We start from the raw sequence: 18153 nt of genomic DNA, 5'->3' as shown, positions 1-18153 counted from the left end.
TTTAATTCTACAAGTGTAGAGTTAAAATATAAGTCAAAAAAAATCCGTTCACTTGGAACGGATTCTATAATATCTTGAATTAATACTAATATTAAACAGGTTAAGAATGCACTGAACCTTATCGATTTATCTTGATATTTCGGTAAAATATTTATAAAACCAAGGAATAGTTTCAATGCCTTTAAGATAATTCCAAATGCCAAAATGCTCATTTGGTGAGTGAATGGCATCACTATCTAAGCCAAAGCCCATTAATATGGTTTTACTGTTTAATTCTTGTTCAAAAAGAGATACAATAGGGATACTGCCTCCACTGCGTTGCGGTATAGGCGTTTTTCCAAAAGTTTGCTCATAGGCTTTTGAAGCTGCTTTATAGCCATCACTATCGATTGGTGTAACATATCCCTGTCCTCCATGATGTGGATTTACTTTTACTTTTACACCTTTTGGAGCAATGTTTTCAAAATGCGTTTTAAATAGTTGCGTGATGTCTTCCCAATCTTGGTTAGGCACCAAACGCATCGAAATTTTTGCATAAGCTTTACTTGCTATGACAGTCTTCGCGCCTTCGCCGGTATAACCTCCCCAAATACCGTTAACATCTAGAGTGGGTCTAATAGAATTACGCTCGTTGGTAGAATACCCTTCTTCGCCATAAACGGCATCTATATCTAGTGACTTTTTGTAAGCATCTAATGAAAATGGTGCTTTTGCCATTTCAGCACGTTCAGCATCCGAAAGATTTTCAACCTTATCATAAAAACCAGGAATGGTAATATGGTTATTTTCGTCGTGAAGTGAGGCAATCATTTTAGATAGAACATTTATTGGATTTGCAACAGCTCCACCATATAATCCAGAATGTAAATCACGATTAGGACCAGTCACTTCAACTTCTACATAACTCAATCCTCTTAAACCTGTTGTGATAGAAGGTACATCTTTGGCGATCATGCCAGTATCTGAAATTAAGATGACATCATTTTTTAGTTTTTCACGATTGGCTTTTACAAATTTAGATAAGTTAACGCTACCTACTTCTTCTTCTCCTTCAATCATGAATTTAACGTTGCAAGGTAGTTCATTTTGCGAAGTCATATATTCCATAGCTTTAACATGCATGTACATTTGTCCTTTATCGTCACACGCGCCTCTAGCAAAAATGACACCTTCGGGATGTAAATCAGTTTTCTGAATTATAGGATCAAAAGGAGGAGAGTTCCATAAATCTAACGGATCTGGTGGTTGTACATCATAATGTCCATAAACCAATACGGTCGGTAAATTTTTATCAATTATTTTTTCGCCATACACAATAGGATATCCTTCAGTTTCGCAGATTTCAACATGGTCGCATCCCGATTTTTCTAAACTTAACTTAATAATGTTAGCGGTTTCTAGTACATCTGCTTTATATGCAGAATCGGCACTTATCGACGGGACTTTTAATAGTGCAATGAGCTCATCTATAAAGCGTTGTTGGTTTTCTTTTATGTAAGATTTTATATTTTGCATAATTCGAATTTGATTAGAATCAAAAATAAGAATTATTAGAGAGAAAATTTCTTAAATAATTGTTATTTGAATATTGAAACTATTGTTTATATTTGCATCCCAATATTTATTGGATGAATGCAGGCGTGGTGGAATTGGTAGACACGCTAGACTTAGGATCTAGTGCCGCGAGGTGTGAGAGTTCGAGTCTCTCCGCCTGTACAAAAGCCGAAGAGAAATCTTCGGCTTTTTCTTTTCCTATATTTGGCGAGATTTAATTAGACCTAAGCCATCACAATAGTTTTAATGGTTTAATTTAATAATTGGTGTCACGTGCATTTCAATTCTTTTTTACTAAAGTGTTCAGTGTTAGTGCCAAAATAATAATCAAAACTCCAAATAGACCTAAAGAGGTATAAATGTCCCCAAACCACACCAAACCAATAATTATCGTAAAAATGACTTCCATAAATTTTAAAGGAGCTACTTTATTTGTTTCTGATACTTGCAATGCTTTCGTCATATGATGCCGATATTAAAGAAGTTACGCCAGTTGTAGATCGTGTGGGCAGCGGAGATGCTTTTATGGGTGGACTGATTTACGGATTAATTAACAATGCTAACGATAAGCAAAAGGCTTTAAATATTGCCGTCGCTGCGTGTTGTTTAAAGCATACCATTTCGGGAGATATCAATTTGATAACTCTAGACGAAATAGAAAAATTTTTAAGCGGTGATGCTTCAGGAAAAGTCTCCAGGTAAAATATAGAGAATGGCAAATTATATAAGAATTGAAGTTGTAAATGTTATGAAACAAACGGGTTTAGTGCCTTTGTTTTATAACTCAGATATAGAAATAAGTAAAAAAGTTATCAAAGCTACGTATGATGGTGGCGCACGTTTACTCGAGTTTACCGCAAGAGGTGATTTTGCCCATGAGGTTTTTAGTGAATTAAATAAATACGTACTTAAAGAAATGCCAGAGATGATAATGGGTGTAGGGTCCATTACGGATGTAGCTGCAGCAAGTTTATACATGGCATTGGGTGCAAATTTTATAGTCACACCAGTTCTCAGGGAGGATATTGCCATAGCCTGTAACAGACGTAAAGTATTATGGTCTCCAGGGTGCGGCACTTTAACAGAGATTACAAGAGCGGAGGAATTGGGTTGTGAGATTGTAAAGTTATTTCCTGGAGATATTTACGGTCCACAATTTGTAAAAGGGGTAAAAGGACCACAACCTTGGACCAGTATTATGCCAACGGGAGGGGTTTCACCTACAAAAGATAATTTAAAAAGCTGGTTTGATGCTGGAGTCAGCTGTGTGGGTATAGGATCCAAACTTATAGCAAAAGAATCAGACGGTAATTATGATTATAATAAAATCACTTCCAAGACGAAAGAAGCTCTCGATATTATACGAGAATTAAATAAGTAATTTTTTCATTACCGTTTTCCGAAAAGTAAAAAAGAAGCCTCTCATCATTGAGAGGCTTCTTTTTAAGCTTTTTTTTGAAAATTAAATTTTAACTAATTTGGATGTTAATGTACGGTTATTATCATTTTGAACCTTAACCATATACAATCCAGATTTTAAAGATGAAATATTAAAAGTATCTGTTCTTGTAAACGAGCCGTTAAAAGATTTAACCAACTTTCCTGTTAAGTCGTAGATTTCAACATGTGAGACATTCACATTTACATTAAAAGACGTATGAGATGGATTAGGATAAATACTAAAACCAGCCAATGTTTCATCGTCAATTCCTAGAACTGTTGTCGGTTGATTACCTAAAATACGAAACTGACCAGCAGGAATTGAAATTGTACTTGCAGAATTATTAACGGTGGTGGTACCTGTAGCGTCCATAAGATCGTACCATATTGAAGCCACATTTTCTGGAAAATTAGTGTTTATAGTTTGAATCGTTACATCAAAATTAGCAAGTATAATAACATGTTTTAACTCTGAATTTGGAATTGAAGAATTAAATACATCAATCCTCGGTGTATAATTTCCAGAGTTAATAGTATACTCACCTTCAAAAACAGGTTCATTAATTTTAAGTGCATGTAACTTAGCCCAATCGGCATAGATTTGCCCTCTGATGGCGTCGGTTAACCAATTATTAGTCCATTGTGGTTGTGGTTTTGTTGAAAGTTTACAACCGTCGTTATTGTAACTGCCATCCGAGCAAGTGAATATAGAATTATTCATGCCCAAATCACCAAAGTGCCAAATCATTTTTGGTCCAGGGACCATGACCGACACGGCAGCTAATGCAGACATTCTTGATAAAGCTGTATTCAAATCTTTTACATTGTGATTAGAATTGCTAGAGTTTCCATACTCTAAATTTTTAAACATTAATCGCTCTTCGTCGTGGCTTTCTGGGTATCCTAGAACTCTTGGCCCATTAAATTGTGGTCGGGAATTGTGCCCTATACCATCAATATTTTTATTACCATCTTGTCCCATAGTCAGTTCATTATAAGGATCAGTCATTTTTCCCCACATTATAATTCCCTTGCCTTCGTCTAGGCGATAATTTGCCCATTCTTTTTCTTCATTCTCGCTTCCTAAATGTTCGAAAATCACATAGTGATCTGTATCTAAAGACCACGAATAATCGGCATAATCCTTTAAAATATCGACACGATCTTGCTGATATTGGTTGGTACAGCCTTCATTAGCAGTCGGGCAACTTTGTGTAAATCCTTTAGTTAAATCCCAACGGAAACCATCGATATTAAATTCTTCTATCCAATGTTTTACAACGCGTTTTACATAATCTTTGGTTCTCGGACTAGAATGGTCAAAATCACTTCCCACACTGTAACTGTGCTGAGCAGTTGTATTAAAATAGGGGTTCTCTGAGTTAGGTTCTCCCCAGCCGTCACCATCGGGATCATTCATCCACATTCTAACCATGGGATTTCTTCCATAAGCATGATTAAGTGCAATATCTAATATTACTGCAATACCATTTTGATGACAAATATCTATGAGTTCCTTAAACTTCTCTTCTGTGCCATAAAACTTATCTAATGCCATGTGGAAAGAAGTATTATAGCCCCAACTTTCGTTGCCTTCAAATTCCATAACTGGCATTAATTCAATAGCATTGATATTTAAGTTTTTGAAATAATCAATTTTATCAATGATATCTTGGTAGTTTCTATCGGCATCAAAATCTCTTACTAAAACTTCATAAATTATTAGATCTTCTTTTTTGGGTTTCGTAAAATCAGTGACTTGCCAATTATATGGTGTTTGTCCTGTCTGTAAAACCGTAACTTCACGCTCTTGTCCATTAGGATAACTAGGTAAATTAGGGTATGATGCATTTGGAATATGCGGATCATCAAAAGGAGATAAAACCAATGTAGAGTAAGGGTCTGCAGTTTTGACTAATACCGGAGAATTTGTAGTCGGTGTTTTGTCTGCTACCCAGTATTGATATGTTTCTATCTGCCCAGGAATTAGGTCTGATAATTCTATCCAGAATTTATTGTTCCTTGTAGGATCTTTTTTCATGGCATAGCTGGCATCTGGTTGATAATTATTGAAACTACCTGCTAAGTAGACAAAATCTTTTCCGGTAGCATATAACACTAATACGGCACTATTGTCATCTAAATAGGTAATACCATCTTGATAACTGGTTGGCATTATTCCAATGTTAGAACCTGGATCAACCAGTACGCTAAATGTTTTGATGATAGTAGTGCCATCTAATTCTGCGATTAATTCATAGGTTTTATTTTCTGTAATATTTGTATCCACAAAATTATAAGCACTAGTAGAGCTGTTGGTGTTAATAACAGTACCATTGGAGCTTAGTGTATAACTTGCATTTCCTCCAGTATTTGTAGCTGAGATATTTAAGTTTTCACCAGAACCTAAAATGGTTATCTCATTGCTAGGAGATGTTAAACTGGCCTGAAACGGACCAACATCAAAAATAAAGTCGTTGCAACCACTCGCTTTCATTTCTTGCGTACCGTCTGCATTTCTGAAAACTAATCCTATTTGAACAACATTTGCGACCTGTGCTGTGGTTAAATTATAATAGGTTTCAGGGGTTATAGTAATATTAAATATACCATTACCCTGATTGGTCATTTCGCCAATACCATCGTCTTCTCCCCAATTTCCAACAACACTTATTCCAAAGGCATTATCTCCATCTCCTACACCTGAGTGCATATAAACTTTTGTCGGATTATTTAAACCATTACAGTCCGTTGCGCTACTATTAATATCAACAGTAATAGTAATAGATTCTTCAACTTCGAAAGGGTTTGGGGTTATGGTGACTTGACTAAATGAAACCAGTGAAAAAATAATTAGTAAAACTGATAAGGAAATTTTTTTCATAAGTTTTATATTTAAAAAAAGGGCTGATTGAAGTCAGCCCTTTAAGGTTGTAAGGGATTTCCCTGTTTTATTGAATTTTGTTCAGCATATATGTGCCTTCACTAACATTTAATGTTACACGATAGGAACCTGCTTCTACAGCAATATTCTCTCCATTATCTCCTATGTCTCCTAGGCCAGAATCCCAATTATTATTTGCTCTAAATTTAACTTCACCATCTAAAAGCACGGCAATATCACCATAGTAAAACCCAGGATTAATTTCAGTCAATGCAAAATCAGGACCAGCATCACCCCATTCATTATAACCAGAGCCGACTATTCCCCAAATATCATCTTCAACAATGGAATAAGTATTGTTTACAAAATCTAGAGTTACTGTATAATATCCCGCAGTAACAATAATATTATCTCCTCCAGGTTCTAATGTGCCATCTGCACCAGTATCACCGTAATCTCCTAATGGATCATCCCAATTGTTATTTGCTCTAAATTTAATTTCACCATCCAATAATTGTACTCCGACTTTAAAAGTATCTGTAGTATAATCGTAATAGAATTTGGCATCTGGACCGTCGTTACCCCAATCGTTGTAACCAGATCCGACAATTCCCCATGAAAATTCTTCCATAGTGTATATATTGTCATTTAGATCCAAAGTAATTTTATAAGTTCCTGCGGTTACTGCAATATTAGCTCCACCAGGCTCCAATGTTCCATCGGCTCCTTCATCACCAAAATTACCTAAAGGATCATCCCAATTGTTGTTGGCTCTAAATTTAATCTCACCATCTATAAGAGTTACATAGGTAACGAATACATTGGCTTCATCTGTAGTGTAAAATTGTCCGTCTGGTCCACCATCGCCCCAAGCATTAAAGCCAGATCCAACAACTCCCCAAACAGCAGGCGTAATGTCGCTACCACCACTGGTAGTCTGTTCTTGTAATTCTACATTGAGTGCCTTAACATTAGAGTATGATGGTAAGCCATCATCACCTATAACGGCCATTAATCTAAAATATAGCATTCCTGTGTTTGGCTCAGAAGTATCTGGGTCATTATCTAACCCTGCTGCTTCTGCTAAAGCAATCATTTTTCCGACGGTAACAGGAATTTCATTCGCTACCGGATTTGCCACATTGCTACCTAAATCGTACAAACTTTCACCAGCAACATAATCTGAAAAATCTTCGGTTGTTGCTCCTTGAAGATAGTATGTAATATTTGTTGGTACTCCAAAATCGGCATCGTTCCAAGTAAAACGTTCTGCAAGATTATTAGATACTGAAGCGTTTAATACGTAGTTTTCTAAAAAAGATGTGTTGAAGGATATACCTTCAGCTTCGTTTGCTACAAATTCTAAATCGTCATCTTTTTCACAAGCAGTAAAACTTACAATTGTGATAAAAGCTAGTAATAAAAATTTTAATTTTTTCATCATATTTTATTTTTAGTGAATTAGTATCCTGGGTTTTGGGTTAAATTTGGATTAGCTTGTAAAGCGGTTGCTGGAATTGGGAACACTTTATAATCATCGGATATTGAAGTGCCGTTGACCGTTCCGCCTTTCCATGGCCATATATAACTTCCACCCGTAAATTTGTTGAATCGTATTAAATCTGATCGTCTATGTCCTTCAAGATTGAGTTCTCTTGCACGTTCGTTAATAATAAAATCTTCAGTTAATTGAGAAGATGTTATTGAACTGGCATTCGATCTATTTCTCACAAGATTTACATAGTTTAAGGCTTCAGAATTAGAGGTATTTGCGGCGCCTCTAATGGCAAGTTCAGCATACATTAAATACGCATCAGCTAGTCTAAATAAAGGAAAATCTGTTCCAGAAAATGACGTGGAAGTTGAGGTGCCGTTAAAATTAGTGTTTCTAAATTTTGTAGACGGATAGCCATCAGTCCATTCTCTATAATCTAGCATGTTAAAACTATGTAAGTCTATAGGTTCCATAGTATCTGGATCTGTACCTAAATCTTTACCAATCCAAAATAATTGAGACCTAATATCGTCACAATTTGTTAATTGGTCCGAATTTTCTACACCTCCACAATAAAGTCCGTACCAAGCTGATGTCGCTCTGTGTCCAGTCCAACCTTCGGTAGATCCAAAATCATTTGGACTCATAGTTTCAGTACTTAAACTACCATTAACGATATAAGTTGTATTTCCAAAACTTTGGCTTATAACGGCGTCCGCTATTAATGGAAAAATAATTTCTGGTGATGTGTTATTATCCGCAGAAAAATTCATTCTAAAATCTGAAGCTAACATGTAACCACCTTCATTTAATACCTTATTTACATAAATTGCTGCATCGTCGTATCGGGCAGTTCCTGTATAAACCTCGGCATTCATATAAAGTTTTGACAATAGCATTTGTGCTGCCGTATTGGTAGCTCTACCATAATAATCACTTATTTCGCCTCTAGCAGGTAGAGCAGGTTCAATCGCTAATAGTTCAGATTCAACAAAGTTGAATAATTCCGTTCTTGAAGCTTCTGGTAGTGGTGTGGATATGCCCACTTCATTCTCTGTTACCAAAACTCCTTTACCAAATACATCGATAATATAATAATAAGCTAAAGCTCTTAAAAATCTAACTTCGGCATTAACAGCTTCCTCATTAGTTACATCAACACTTGTTAAAACATTCAGTAAGTTATTACATTGTGGAATGGTATAATAAGCTCTATTGTATAAGTATCTAAAAAATTTATTGTTGGATGTCCAATCTGAAGTGGTTGTCAATTGATCTAAACCATCATCTCCCCAACGATTTTTCATACCATCGGCTGTAAAATCTTGTAGATTAACTATACCACGAAGAAAAGGTGATTCTCCAGCATCATCACTAATATCAGAACTTCCTGGGCCATCGGGTCCAGATAAGGCGAACGATGCATATAACCTTGATAAAATTCCGACTACAGCGTCAGGGTCTCTTTCTAATAGCTCTTCTAAACTGAGCTCTACGAGTGGCTTTGTATTTAAGTCATCAGTGCAACCAAAAGTGACTAATGAGATTAACACAATTAAAATATAATTAAAATAATTTTTCATAATTTTTTTTTAAAAATCTAAGTTAACGCCTATGGTATATATTGTTGGTCTAGGATAAAAATTATTATCTAAGCCATTAAAATTCTCTGGATCCTGACCAGAATAGTCAGTTACTAAAAACGGGTTCGTTACTGAACCGTATATTTTTAATCGTGTATTTTTCAGGATTTCATTAACCGTATACCCTAATGCGATATTTTCACAACGTAAAAAAGAAGCATTTTCTAAAAAGTAATCTGAAAACGCTTGATTGTCTTGGATATCATCGAAAACAGGATTGGCAGCGTCGCTGTTAAAATTTAAAACATTGTTTAATGCCTCATTTAATGTTTCAATAGGTCTATCAGTATAACCCGCAACTAAACGTGCAGAATTGTAGATTTTACCATCAAACTGACCTCTAAAAGAGGCACTAAGATCCCAATTTTTATAATCTAAATTAAGTCCAAAGCCAAAAGTCCAATTTGGTCTAATAGCTTGGTAATAGCGATCTTCATTGGTTATTTGGTTGTCTCCATTTAAATCTACAAAAGCATTTGGTATTGGGTTACCACTTTCGTCATATACTTGTTTAAATACTAATGCAGAATAGGCTTCTTCACCTAACGCATGTTGAAATAAAAACGATCCTGTTCCGTTTGGAATTGTAGGGGATTGATTAATATTATCAGCACCTTTTAAATTTGTAACTTCAGTTTTAGCATAGGATACATTACCATTTAGCGAAATATTGAAATCATCACTTCGTAAAGCATCAATATTTAAATTAAGCTCAAAACCTTCACTTTCGGTTTCACCAACGTTTTGAATAATTCTATCACTAAGACCTTGTCCTGGTGGTACGCTAGTGATTACAAGTAGATCGGATGTGTTTCTCTTAAAAATATCAAAAGATCCTGAAAGTAAACCACTGTTAAAAAAAGCAAAGTCTACACCCAAATTATAAGTGGTTGATTTTTCCCAAGTTAAATCTGGATTGAATTCTTTTGCAGAGTATAAATTTGCGCCAGATAAATATTGACTATTTGGTGAACCAAGTTCAAATAGCGGAACTGACGGAAAAAAACCAGCTAAACCAGTAATGTCTTGCTGACCTGTTTCCCCCCAACTTAAACGTAGTTTAAAATCATTTACAAAGTCTATGTTCTGTAAAAATGTTTCTTCTTTCAGTTTCCAAGCTAATGCAGCAGCAGGAAAATAGCCCCAACGATTATCTTCTGTAAATAATGAAGATCCATCTGCTCTTAAAGATAGTGTAATTAAATACTTGTCATTTAAGTTGATATTGGTTCTTCCAAAGAAGGATTGTAAATTCAATACATTGTAATATCGGTTGTTAGGATTGTTACGATCAAAGTTCAAAATTCTAGTACCTACTTCTCCTTGTTCTAAAGTGGAAGCGTACACATATTCTTCTTTATTACCATCATTTTTGAAATTTTGATACGCATAACCTGCTTGAGCATCAATTTTTTTAATGAAACCAGATAAATCTTTGTTATACATTAAATACGCATCCATTGTGGTATTTGTAATGTGTTGGTTTTCGCGAAAATTAACACCTGGATTAAATATAAAATCTCCTGCAGTTTCTGTTTGTCTATAAGTAGCAATAGCATTCTCGCTATATTCTTCCACAATTTTAGTTCTAGACGATTCTGTACCGAGATTTAAAACGGCTGTAATCTCTGGAAAGAAATGTAATTTATAATCAAACTTAATATTAGCTAAAAGACGTTTTACCTCTTCTGGTCTTGAACGTTGGTAAAGTAATGCTAATGGATTATATGCTCCGACCAATGCATTCGGCGAATTAGAAGTTGAACTTCCTGTTTGGGCATAATAACCTCCAAATATAGAGTTATCGTCGTAGATAGGTTTTGTTGGGTCTATGGTAAGTGAACCGCCTAAAGCACCATCACCATCTATAGAGTTTTTATCTATATAAATACCTTTGGCATTTAAATCTATTTTTAAATGCTCATTTAAAAAAGTAGGTGTTAACTTTAAAGATGCAGATAAACGTTCGTAATCATCAGTATTTACTAAACCTTCGGTATCATTATAACCAATAGAGGCTCTAAATGGTATTTTCTGAAATAAATTTGCTCTAGCGCTAAAATTGTAATCCGATGAAATAGCTGTTCTAAGTACGGCATCTTGCCAGTTTGAACTATAGATTTCTCTAAGGTTACCGTCACTATCTGTAATAACTTGAGAGGGTACTTCATTTGTAAAAACCGAACCAACAGGTACGCCTAACTTATTTGTTTCATTTGGATGGAACTCTTGTATAAAATCAACAAACTCATTACTGTTCATGACATCTATTAAATTTGAATCTGAAAGATTACTAATAGAGGTATTGGCTGTAAAAGTGTACTGAGGTGTACTAGATGTGCCTTTCTTTGTTGTAATTATAATAACTCCATTAGAGGCTCTAGATCCGTAGATAGCCGTGGCCGAAGCATCTTTTAAAATTGAAAAACTATCTATATCGTTTGGGTTAATAAGGTTTAATGGGTTTGAAACACCGGCTGTACCTCCGTTATCTAGAGGAATACCATCAATAACAATTAATGGTGAATTATTAGCTGATAAAGAAGCCCCACCACGAATTCTAATATTTGGAGCCGCATCTGGACTTCCTCCAGACGTCGTGATTCTTACACCTGCTGCTTTTCCTTGTAATAATTGATCTGCAGAAACAATGGCACCTTGATTAAAATCCTTTGATGTTACTAAATCTACTGAACCTGTAGCGTCCTCCTTTCTAACAGAACCGTAGCCAATAAGAACAACTTCATCTAACAAAGCGGCGTCTTCTACAATCGCAACATTAATGGTAGTTTGGCCGGTAAACGTAATTTCTTGTGTCGTATAACCTACATAGGAAAACGTTAATATCTCACCTTCAGCTACTTCTATCGAATAATTACCATCGAAATCTGTGGAGGTCCCTCTAGAGGTTCCTTTAATTATAACATTCACACCCGGTAAGGGCATGGCATTTGCTTTATCTGTAACAGTACCTGTTGCAGTAGATTGTGCCATCACGGTTGCTGGTAACAAAATGAGACAGAATAGTAAAGCATTTAAAACTGTTTTCATACAATGATTTTAAGTTAATTACTTAGTTTTTAGATTTATATTTTCACTTCTCGGGATAAATCTATGTAAATTTAATATGAACTAGTCGTTAAATTGTATGACGAAAGTCACGAAAACGTTTTCGTGTTAAAAACTTTTAGGTAATTAAGAGAATAATAAATGAAATAAAAAATAACCGAGCATTTTTCAATCAGAATACAGAAGAATTACGAAGTCGAAAATTTTAAAATTAATAATTAAGCTATATTCGTTTGAAATAATAGTAAAATTATGGCATCATTATGGTCATAATTCTGTCATTAAAAATGATGATTTCAGTGAATATTATCAAATTATAAAAAATAATAGAGCATATACATGAAACGAAAAATAACCTTAAAACAAATAGCTAGAGAACTCGATGTATCTATTTCTACCGTATCTAAAGCATTGAAAAATAGTAAGGAAATTAGTGCAGATACCATTCAGAAAGTCCAGGCATTTGCAAAATTATATAATTACCGACCTAATAATATCGCTCTTAGTCTTAAAAACCGAAAAACAAATACTATTGGAATTATTATTCCTGAAATTGTTCATCATTTCTTTTCTAAAGTTATTAGAGGAGTTGAGCTTGTAGCTAATAAAAGAGGGTATAACGTTATTATTGGTTTATCTAATGAGTCATTTTCCAAAGAAGTTATCAATATGGAAATGCTCGCTAATGGTAGTATAGATGGTTTTATTCTATCAATGTCTAAAGAAACGTTATTACAGCAAGATTATCATCATTATAATGAAACGATGAGTCAAGGCATGCCTATTGTAATGTTCGATAGGGTCGTTTCTGAAATCAAGTGTGATAAGGTCATCGTTGATGATTTTAATGGAGCAAAAAATGCAGTAGAAAAATTAATTTCTAACCAATGTAAATCCATCGCTTTAATTACCACTAAAGATTATGTAAGCGTAGGGAAGCTTAGAACTCAGGGTTATATAGAGGCTTTGCAAGAACATAACATTACCCCACAAGCAGAATTAATTCTAAAAATGGACGATTCTCTAGATTATGAAATCCATTTAGAAACCTTAGAGGCCGAAATTGAACAACTTTTTTTGGCGCACAAAAAAATTGATGGTGTTTTTGCCGTAAATGAATTATACGCGTTATCTGCTATGAAAGTTGCTCGAAAACTAGGCTTAAATGTACCCAATGATATCCAAGTAATTGGTTTTACAGATGGGGTGCTTTCTAAGCATTCAACCCCTAGTTTAACTACAGTAAGTCAACATGCGCAGTTAATGGGTGAGCGAGCGGCAGATCTTTTAATAAATAAAATTGAAAAGGAATTTAATGTGGAAGAAGAGCAATTTCAGACGGTTGTAATTAATACTGATTTGGTGGAACGAGAATCTACCAAATAAAAATTTATTATTGTCGTTATAAAATCTTTTATATCTTTACCAAATATTCAAAACTTATATTTTCACTTCTCACATAAGTTTTGATAAGCATAGCTTATCAGAATAGTATTAATTTAAACATACTATTTCATGAAAAAGCGTATTCTCGGATTTTGGGAAATTTGGAACATGAGTTTCGGATTTTTAGGAATTCAGTTTGGTTTTGCTTTGCAAGGTGGCTTTATGTCACGAATTTTTCAAACTCTTGGTGCCGATAAACACGACATTCCGCTTTTGTGGATTGCTGCGCCGTTAACAGGTTTACTCGTACAGCCTATTATTGGTTATATGAGTGACCGAACTTGGCATTCGCGTTTTGGACGACGACGACCTTATTTCTTGGTTGGTGCAGTTATGAGTTCTATAGCCTTATTTTTTGTGCCCTACTCCCCGGTGTTATGGATTGCTGCCGGATTCCTGTGGATTCTCGATGCCTCTATAAATGTATCTATGGAACCATTTCGAGCTTTGGTGGCAGATAAATTAGATGAATCTCAAAGAACATATGGTTTTGTAATGCAAACCTTAATTATAGGCATTGGAACTTGGGTGGCGAGTAATCTACCTTGGCTAGTATCTCAAATGGGAGTTAGCGATTCAGCGGATTTAGGGGTGGTTCCAGATTCAGTCAAAATCGCTTTTGCTATAGGGGCATTTGTATTCTTAATTAGTATTCTCTACACAGTTTTTACAACTACCGAATATCCACCAGAGGATATGGACGAATTTGAAAGAGAGAAAGCACAAAAAAGTAGTTTCATTTCAGATATTGTCAATAATATTGGAAATATGCCTTCTACGATGAAGAAATTAGGCGTTATTCAATTTTTTAGCTGGTTTGCCTTTTTTACGATGTGGAGTATGGCGAACCCTGCACTGACTGAACATGTTTATCAAATGCCAGCACCAATAGAAATGGACTATAATATGTCTAATGTCCTAGATAAAGAGGCTTTCGATGTTAAAAATACGGCCTTTCAAAAAGCATCAAATTTAGTAGGTTCTGCTATGGGAGTGTACGGTTTATCGTCCATGGCATTTGCATTATTATTCGTTCTCTATACTAGAAAACGAAATATCAATAGAAAGTATGTTCACATGTTATCCTTATTTATCGGAGGAGCGGGATTTTTATTAATGATGGTGGTTTCACCAGAACAACTAAAATATTGTTTCATGTTAATTGGTATTGCATGGGGAAGTATTTTATCCATGCCATACGCGATGCTTTCTAGCTCAGTGGACCCCAAAAAAATGGGCATGTTTATGGGTATTTTCAATATGTTCATTGTGATTCCTCAAATTATCGCTGCGCTTGGCGGAATTAATTTTATTTCGGGCCTTTTAGGGGACGAAGCCATTAATGCTATGACTATTGCAGGGTTAAGTTTAATAATCGCTGGCTTATGTAATTTCTTAATTACAGAAAAAGCAGCAATTTCATATCAACCTACAGAATAAAATTTTAAAATGAAAAAAAAGGGATTCATATTCGATTTAGATGGTGTTATCGTAGACACGGCAAAATATCACTTTTTAGCATGGCAACGACTAGCTAAAGGTTTAGATATCGATTTTACAGAAGAAGAAAACGAACAATTAAAAGGAGTTAGCCGAGTGCGCTCGTTAGAAAAAATATTAGCTTGGGGAAATAAAACCATATCTCAAGACTTGTTTAACGAACTCATGGGTAAAAAGAACGAAGAGTACTTAAGCTTTATTGCTGAAATGGATACCAATGAAATCTTACCAGATGTACCAAGAGTTTTAAACATTTTAAAAGAAAATAACCAGCCGATTTCATTAGGCTCTGCAAGTAAAAATGCAAGAACAATTTTAGAACGTGTTAATCTAATATCGAGTTTTGATGCTATTGTAGATGGCAATGATGTGTCAAAAGCAAAACCAGATCCAGAAGTATTTTTAATCGCTGCAAAAGAGATTAATATAAAACCAGAAGACTGTATTGTTTTTGAAGATTCAGTAGCAGGAGTTACAGCTGCAAATACAGCAAATATGATTTCTATCGGAATAGGAAGTAAAGATGTCCTAGGGCACGCCAACTACGTATTTAATGATTTTACAGAAATCTCAGACGATTTTATAAAGTCTTTAATAGAAAATTAATAAAAAGTTAAATGATTGGATTGTCCCCTTGAGGGGGCTTTAGGGGTGTTTTTTCTACATATTAGCACTATACAAAATCCAATAAATAAATCATTACAATGAACCTAGATTACATCATTCCAAACAACTGGTCAATTTTAGAAGAAGGATTCGACCCAAATCAGGTTAAAGCATCAGAAAGTTTATTCAGCATCGGAAATGGTGCGATGGGACAACGTGCTAATTTTGAAGAACACTATTCAGGACCAACCTTTCAAGGTAGTTACATCGCTGGAGTTTACTATCCAGATAAAACTAGAGTTGGTTGGTGGAAAAATGGCTATCCTGAATATTTTGCTAAAGTCTTAAACGCACCAAGTTGGATTGGTATTGATATCAATGTAAATAATGAACAACTCGATTTATTCGCTTGTAAAAAGGTGGAGAATTTCAGAAGAGAGTTGAACATGAAAGAAGGTTGGTTATCAAGAAGTTTTAAAATTACACTTCAAAATGATATAGAATTACAAGTTGATACTAAACGTTTTTTAAGTTTAGGGTTAGATGAAATTGGTGCTATTGAATATTCGGTAATACCTTTAAATTCTGATGCAGACCTTATAATCACACCATATATAGATGCAGGTATTACTAACGAAGATTCCAATTGGGATGATATGTTTTGGAATATTTCAAGTGTAACGGTTGAAAATAATCAAGCTTTCATTGAAGCACAAACTATGAAAACAGATTTTCATACCTGTACGTTTATGCAATCAGAATGTTTTGTGAATAATCAAAACACAGGATTAGAACCCCAAACTATAAAGACTGAAACTAAAATTAGTTTCGTCTATAAATTATCTGTCAAACAAAACGAAACATTTACAATTCACAAGTTTGGAGGTTACACTGTAGATCGTAATCATGATAAAAATGAATTAGTCTCAGCAGCAAAAACAACATTGAATACAGCGACAACAGCTGGATTTACTCAACTTTTAGAAGATCAGAAGCAGACTTGGGCTCAGATTTGGGATATGGCAGATATTACCATAGAAGGAGATGTAAAAGCACAACAAGGGATTCGTTTTAATATTTTCCACCTGAACCAAACCTATTTAGGTACTGATGAAACTTTAAATATTGGGCCTAAAGGATTTACGGGAGAAAAGTATGGTGGAAGTACCTATTGGGATACGGAAGCTTATTGTATTCCGTTTTATATGGCGACCAAAGATCAAAGTGTGGCAAGGAAGTTATTAGCCTACAGACATAATCATTTGCAAAAAGCCATTGAAAATGCTGAAAAATTAGGCTTTACCAATGGTGCAGCTTTATATCCAATGGTAACCATGAATGGTGAAGAATGCCATAACGAATGGGAAATTACCTTTGAAGAAATCCATAGAAATGGAGCGATTGCTTTTGCAATATTCAACTATTACAGATACACAGGCGACTTTAGTTATATTCCAGAAATGGGACTAGAGGTTTTAATCGGAATTGCTCGTTTTTGGCATCAAAGAGCTAATTTTTCAACCCAACAAAATAAGTATGTCATTTTAGGTGTTACAGGACCAAATGAATACGAAAACAACATCAACAATAATTGGTACACTAATTACATCGCTAAATGGTGTATTGATTATACCTTAGAAACTATTGAAAAAGTAAAAGAAGGTCATAGCAATGATTATTCACGAATTTCAGGGAAAACAAATATCACACAAGAGGAGTTAGCACTTTGGAAAGAAGTCGCTGATAACATGTATTTTCCATATTCTGAAGAGCATAATGTATTTCTTCAACAAGATGGCTTTTTAGATAAAGAACTAATTACGGTTGCTGATTTAGACAAGTCACAACGACCAATCAATCAAAAATGGTCTTGGGACAGAATCTTACGTTCACCTTATATTAAGCAAGCAGATTTATTGCAAGGCATGTATTTCTTCGAAGATCAATTTACAAACGAAGAATTAGAGCGCCATTTCGATTTTTACGAACCATTCACAGTTCATGAAAGTTCATTGTCACCTTGTGTACATAGTATTCAAGCGGCTAAGTTAGACCGAATGGATCAAGCCTACACGTTCTATTTAAGAACATCACGTTTAGATTTAGATGATTACAATCATGAGGTTCATGAAGGTTTACACATTACATCTATGGCTGGTACTTGGATGAGTATTGTTGAAGGTTTTGGTGGTATGCGAATTAAAAATGACACCTTATCTTTTGAACCTAAAATACCTAGTCAATGGGAAGGGTATTCGTTTAAAGTGAACTTTAGACATCAGATTATCAAAGTAAGTGTTAACCAGAATGAAACGCAATTTGAGTTAGAAGGAGATGCTGATTTAGAAATTCTTGTTAACGGAAAAGCAGTTACTATTAGTTCTAATAATAAGGTTACTGTTTAAGTTTAGAAGACCAAGCAGGTTTTTAAAACCTAGCAAGTCTAAAATATGAATTAAATATCCTGCAAGGTATGTACTGAATTTGATTCAGTATCTAACTTGTAGGTATTTGTT

General features: G+C 34.7%; 11 protein-coding genes, 1 tRNA gene and 1 pseudogene. 7 read left to right on the top strand and 6 right to left on the bottom strand.

What is annotated here, in order from left to right; translation table 11 throughout:
• Nucleotides 1-126: 126 nt before the first annotated feature.
• A complete protein-coding gene (locus QMA06_RS00755) occupies nt 127-1515 on the bottom strand; it encodes a dipeptidase (RefSeq protein WP_290204973.1) in 1389 nt (462 codons plus the stop codon).
• 119 nt (nt 1516-1634) lie between these two features.
• Between QMA06_RS00755 and QMA06_RS00750 the strand changes: the two genes are divergently transcribed.
• Nucleotides 1635-1716: transfer RNA gene (locus QMA06_RS00750), tRNA-Leu, on the top strand.
• A 118-nt stretch (nt 1717-1834) separates the two neighbouring features.
• Here the strand turns inward: QMA06_RS00750 and QMA06_RS00745 are convergent.
• Nucleotides 1835-2017 carry a hypothetical protein gene (locus QMA06_RS00745; RefSeq protein ID WP_290204972.1) on the bottom strand — a complete coding sequence of 61 codons (183 nt, stop codon included), beginning with the start codon at nt 2015-2017 and terminating at the stop codon, nt 1835-1837.
• On the opposite strand from QMA06_RS00745, the pseudogene QMA06_RS00740 reads away from it, so the two are divergent.
• Nucleotides 2017-2256, top strand: a pseudogene (locus tag QMA06_RS00740) (PfkB family carbohydrate kinase); the annotation flags it as partial. The gene QMA06_RS00745 and the pseudogene QMA06_RS00740 overlap by 1 nt on opposite strands.
• Before the next feature lie 10 nt (nt 2257-2266).
• Complete coding sequence (locus QMA06_RS00735; protein ID WP_290204971.1) at nt 2267-2935, top strand: bifunctional 4-hydroxy-2-oxoglutarate aldolase/2-dehydro-3-deoxy-phosphogluconate aldolase; 669 nt, start codon at nt 2267-2269, stop codon at nt 2933-2935.
• 81 nt (nt 2936-3016) lie between these two features.
• Here the strand turns inward: QMA06_RS00735 and QMA06_RS00730 are convergent, their stop codons facing one another.
• The 4 genes from QMA06_RS00730 to QMA06_RS00715 form a co-directional block, all read right to left on the bottom strand.
• Entirely contained in the window at nt 3017-5878 is a 2862-nt protein-coding gene (locus QMA06_RS00730; protein ID WP_290204970.1) for an alpha-amylase family glycosyl hydrolase, read from the bottom strand.
• Between the two features lie 67 nt (nt 5879-5945).
• A complete protein-coding gene (locus QMA06_RS00725; RefSeq protein WP_290204969.1) occupies nt 5946-7319 on the bottom strand; it encodes a SusE domain-containing protein in 1374 nt (457 codons plus the stop codon).
• A gap of 20 nt (nt 7320-7339) precedes the next feature.
• A complete protein-coding gene (locus tag QMA06_RS00720; protein ID WP_290204968.1) occupies nt 7340-8956 on the bottom strand; it encodes a RagB/SusD family nutrient uptake outer membrane protein in 1617 nt (538 codons plus the stop codon).
• Between the two features lie 9 nt (nt 8957-8965).
• On the bottom strand, nt 8966-12067 hold the full coding sequence (locus QMA06_RS00715) for a SusC/RagA family TonB-linked outer membrane protein (RefSeq protein WP_290204967.1): 3102 nt from the start codon (nt 12065-12067) through the stop codon (nt 8966-8968).
• A gap of 357 nt (nt 12068-12424) precedes the next feature.
• On the opposite strand from QMA06_RS00715, the gene QMA06_RS00710 reads away from it, so the two are divergent.
• From QMA06_RS00710 to QMA06_RS00695, 4 genes are all read left to right on the top strand, one after another.
• A complete protein-coding gene (locus tag QMA06_RS00710) occupies nt 12425-13471 on the top strand; it encodes a LacI family DNA-binding transcriptional regulator (protein WP_290204966.1) in 1047 nt (348 codons plus the stop codon).
• Between the two features lie 129 nt (nt 13472-13600).
• On the top strand, nt 13601-14971 hold the full coding sequence (locus QMA06_RS00705) for an MFS transporter (RefSeq protein WP_290204965.1): 1371 nt from the start codon (nt 13601-13603) through the stop codon (nt 14969-14971).
• Nucleotides 14972-14980: 9 nt separating this feature from the next.
• Nucleotides 14981-15637: a beta-phosphoglucomutase gene (gene pgmB, locus QMA06_RS00700; protein WP_290204964.1), complete on the top strand. Its 657-nt coding sequence runs from the start codon at nt 14981-14983 to the stop codon at nt 15635-15637.
• 98 nt (nt 15638-15735) lie between these two features.
• The gene (locus QMA06_RS00695) at nt 15736-18042 is read left to right on the top strand and encodes a glycoside hydrolase family 65 protein (RefSeq protein WP_290204963.1); all 2307 of its coding nucleotides are present in this window, start codon (nt 15736-15738) and stop codon (nt 18040-18042) included.
• Nucleotides 18043-18153 lie beyond the last annotated feature (111 nt).

Origin of the sequence: Winogradskyella bathintestinalis, assembly GCF_030407435.1 — a bacterium.
Classification (GTDB): domain Bacteria; phylum Bacteroidota; class Bacteroidia; order Flavobacteriales; family Flavobacteriaceae; genus Winogradskyella; species Winogradskyella bathintestinalis.
Note: the sequence above shows the minus strand (reverse complement) of the source record. Positions and strands in the feature narration are given on the sequence as shown.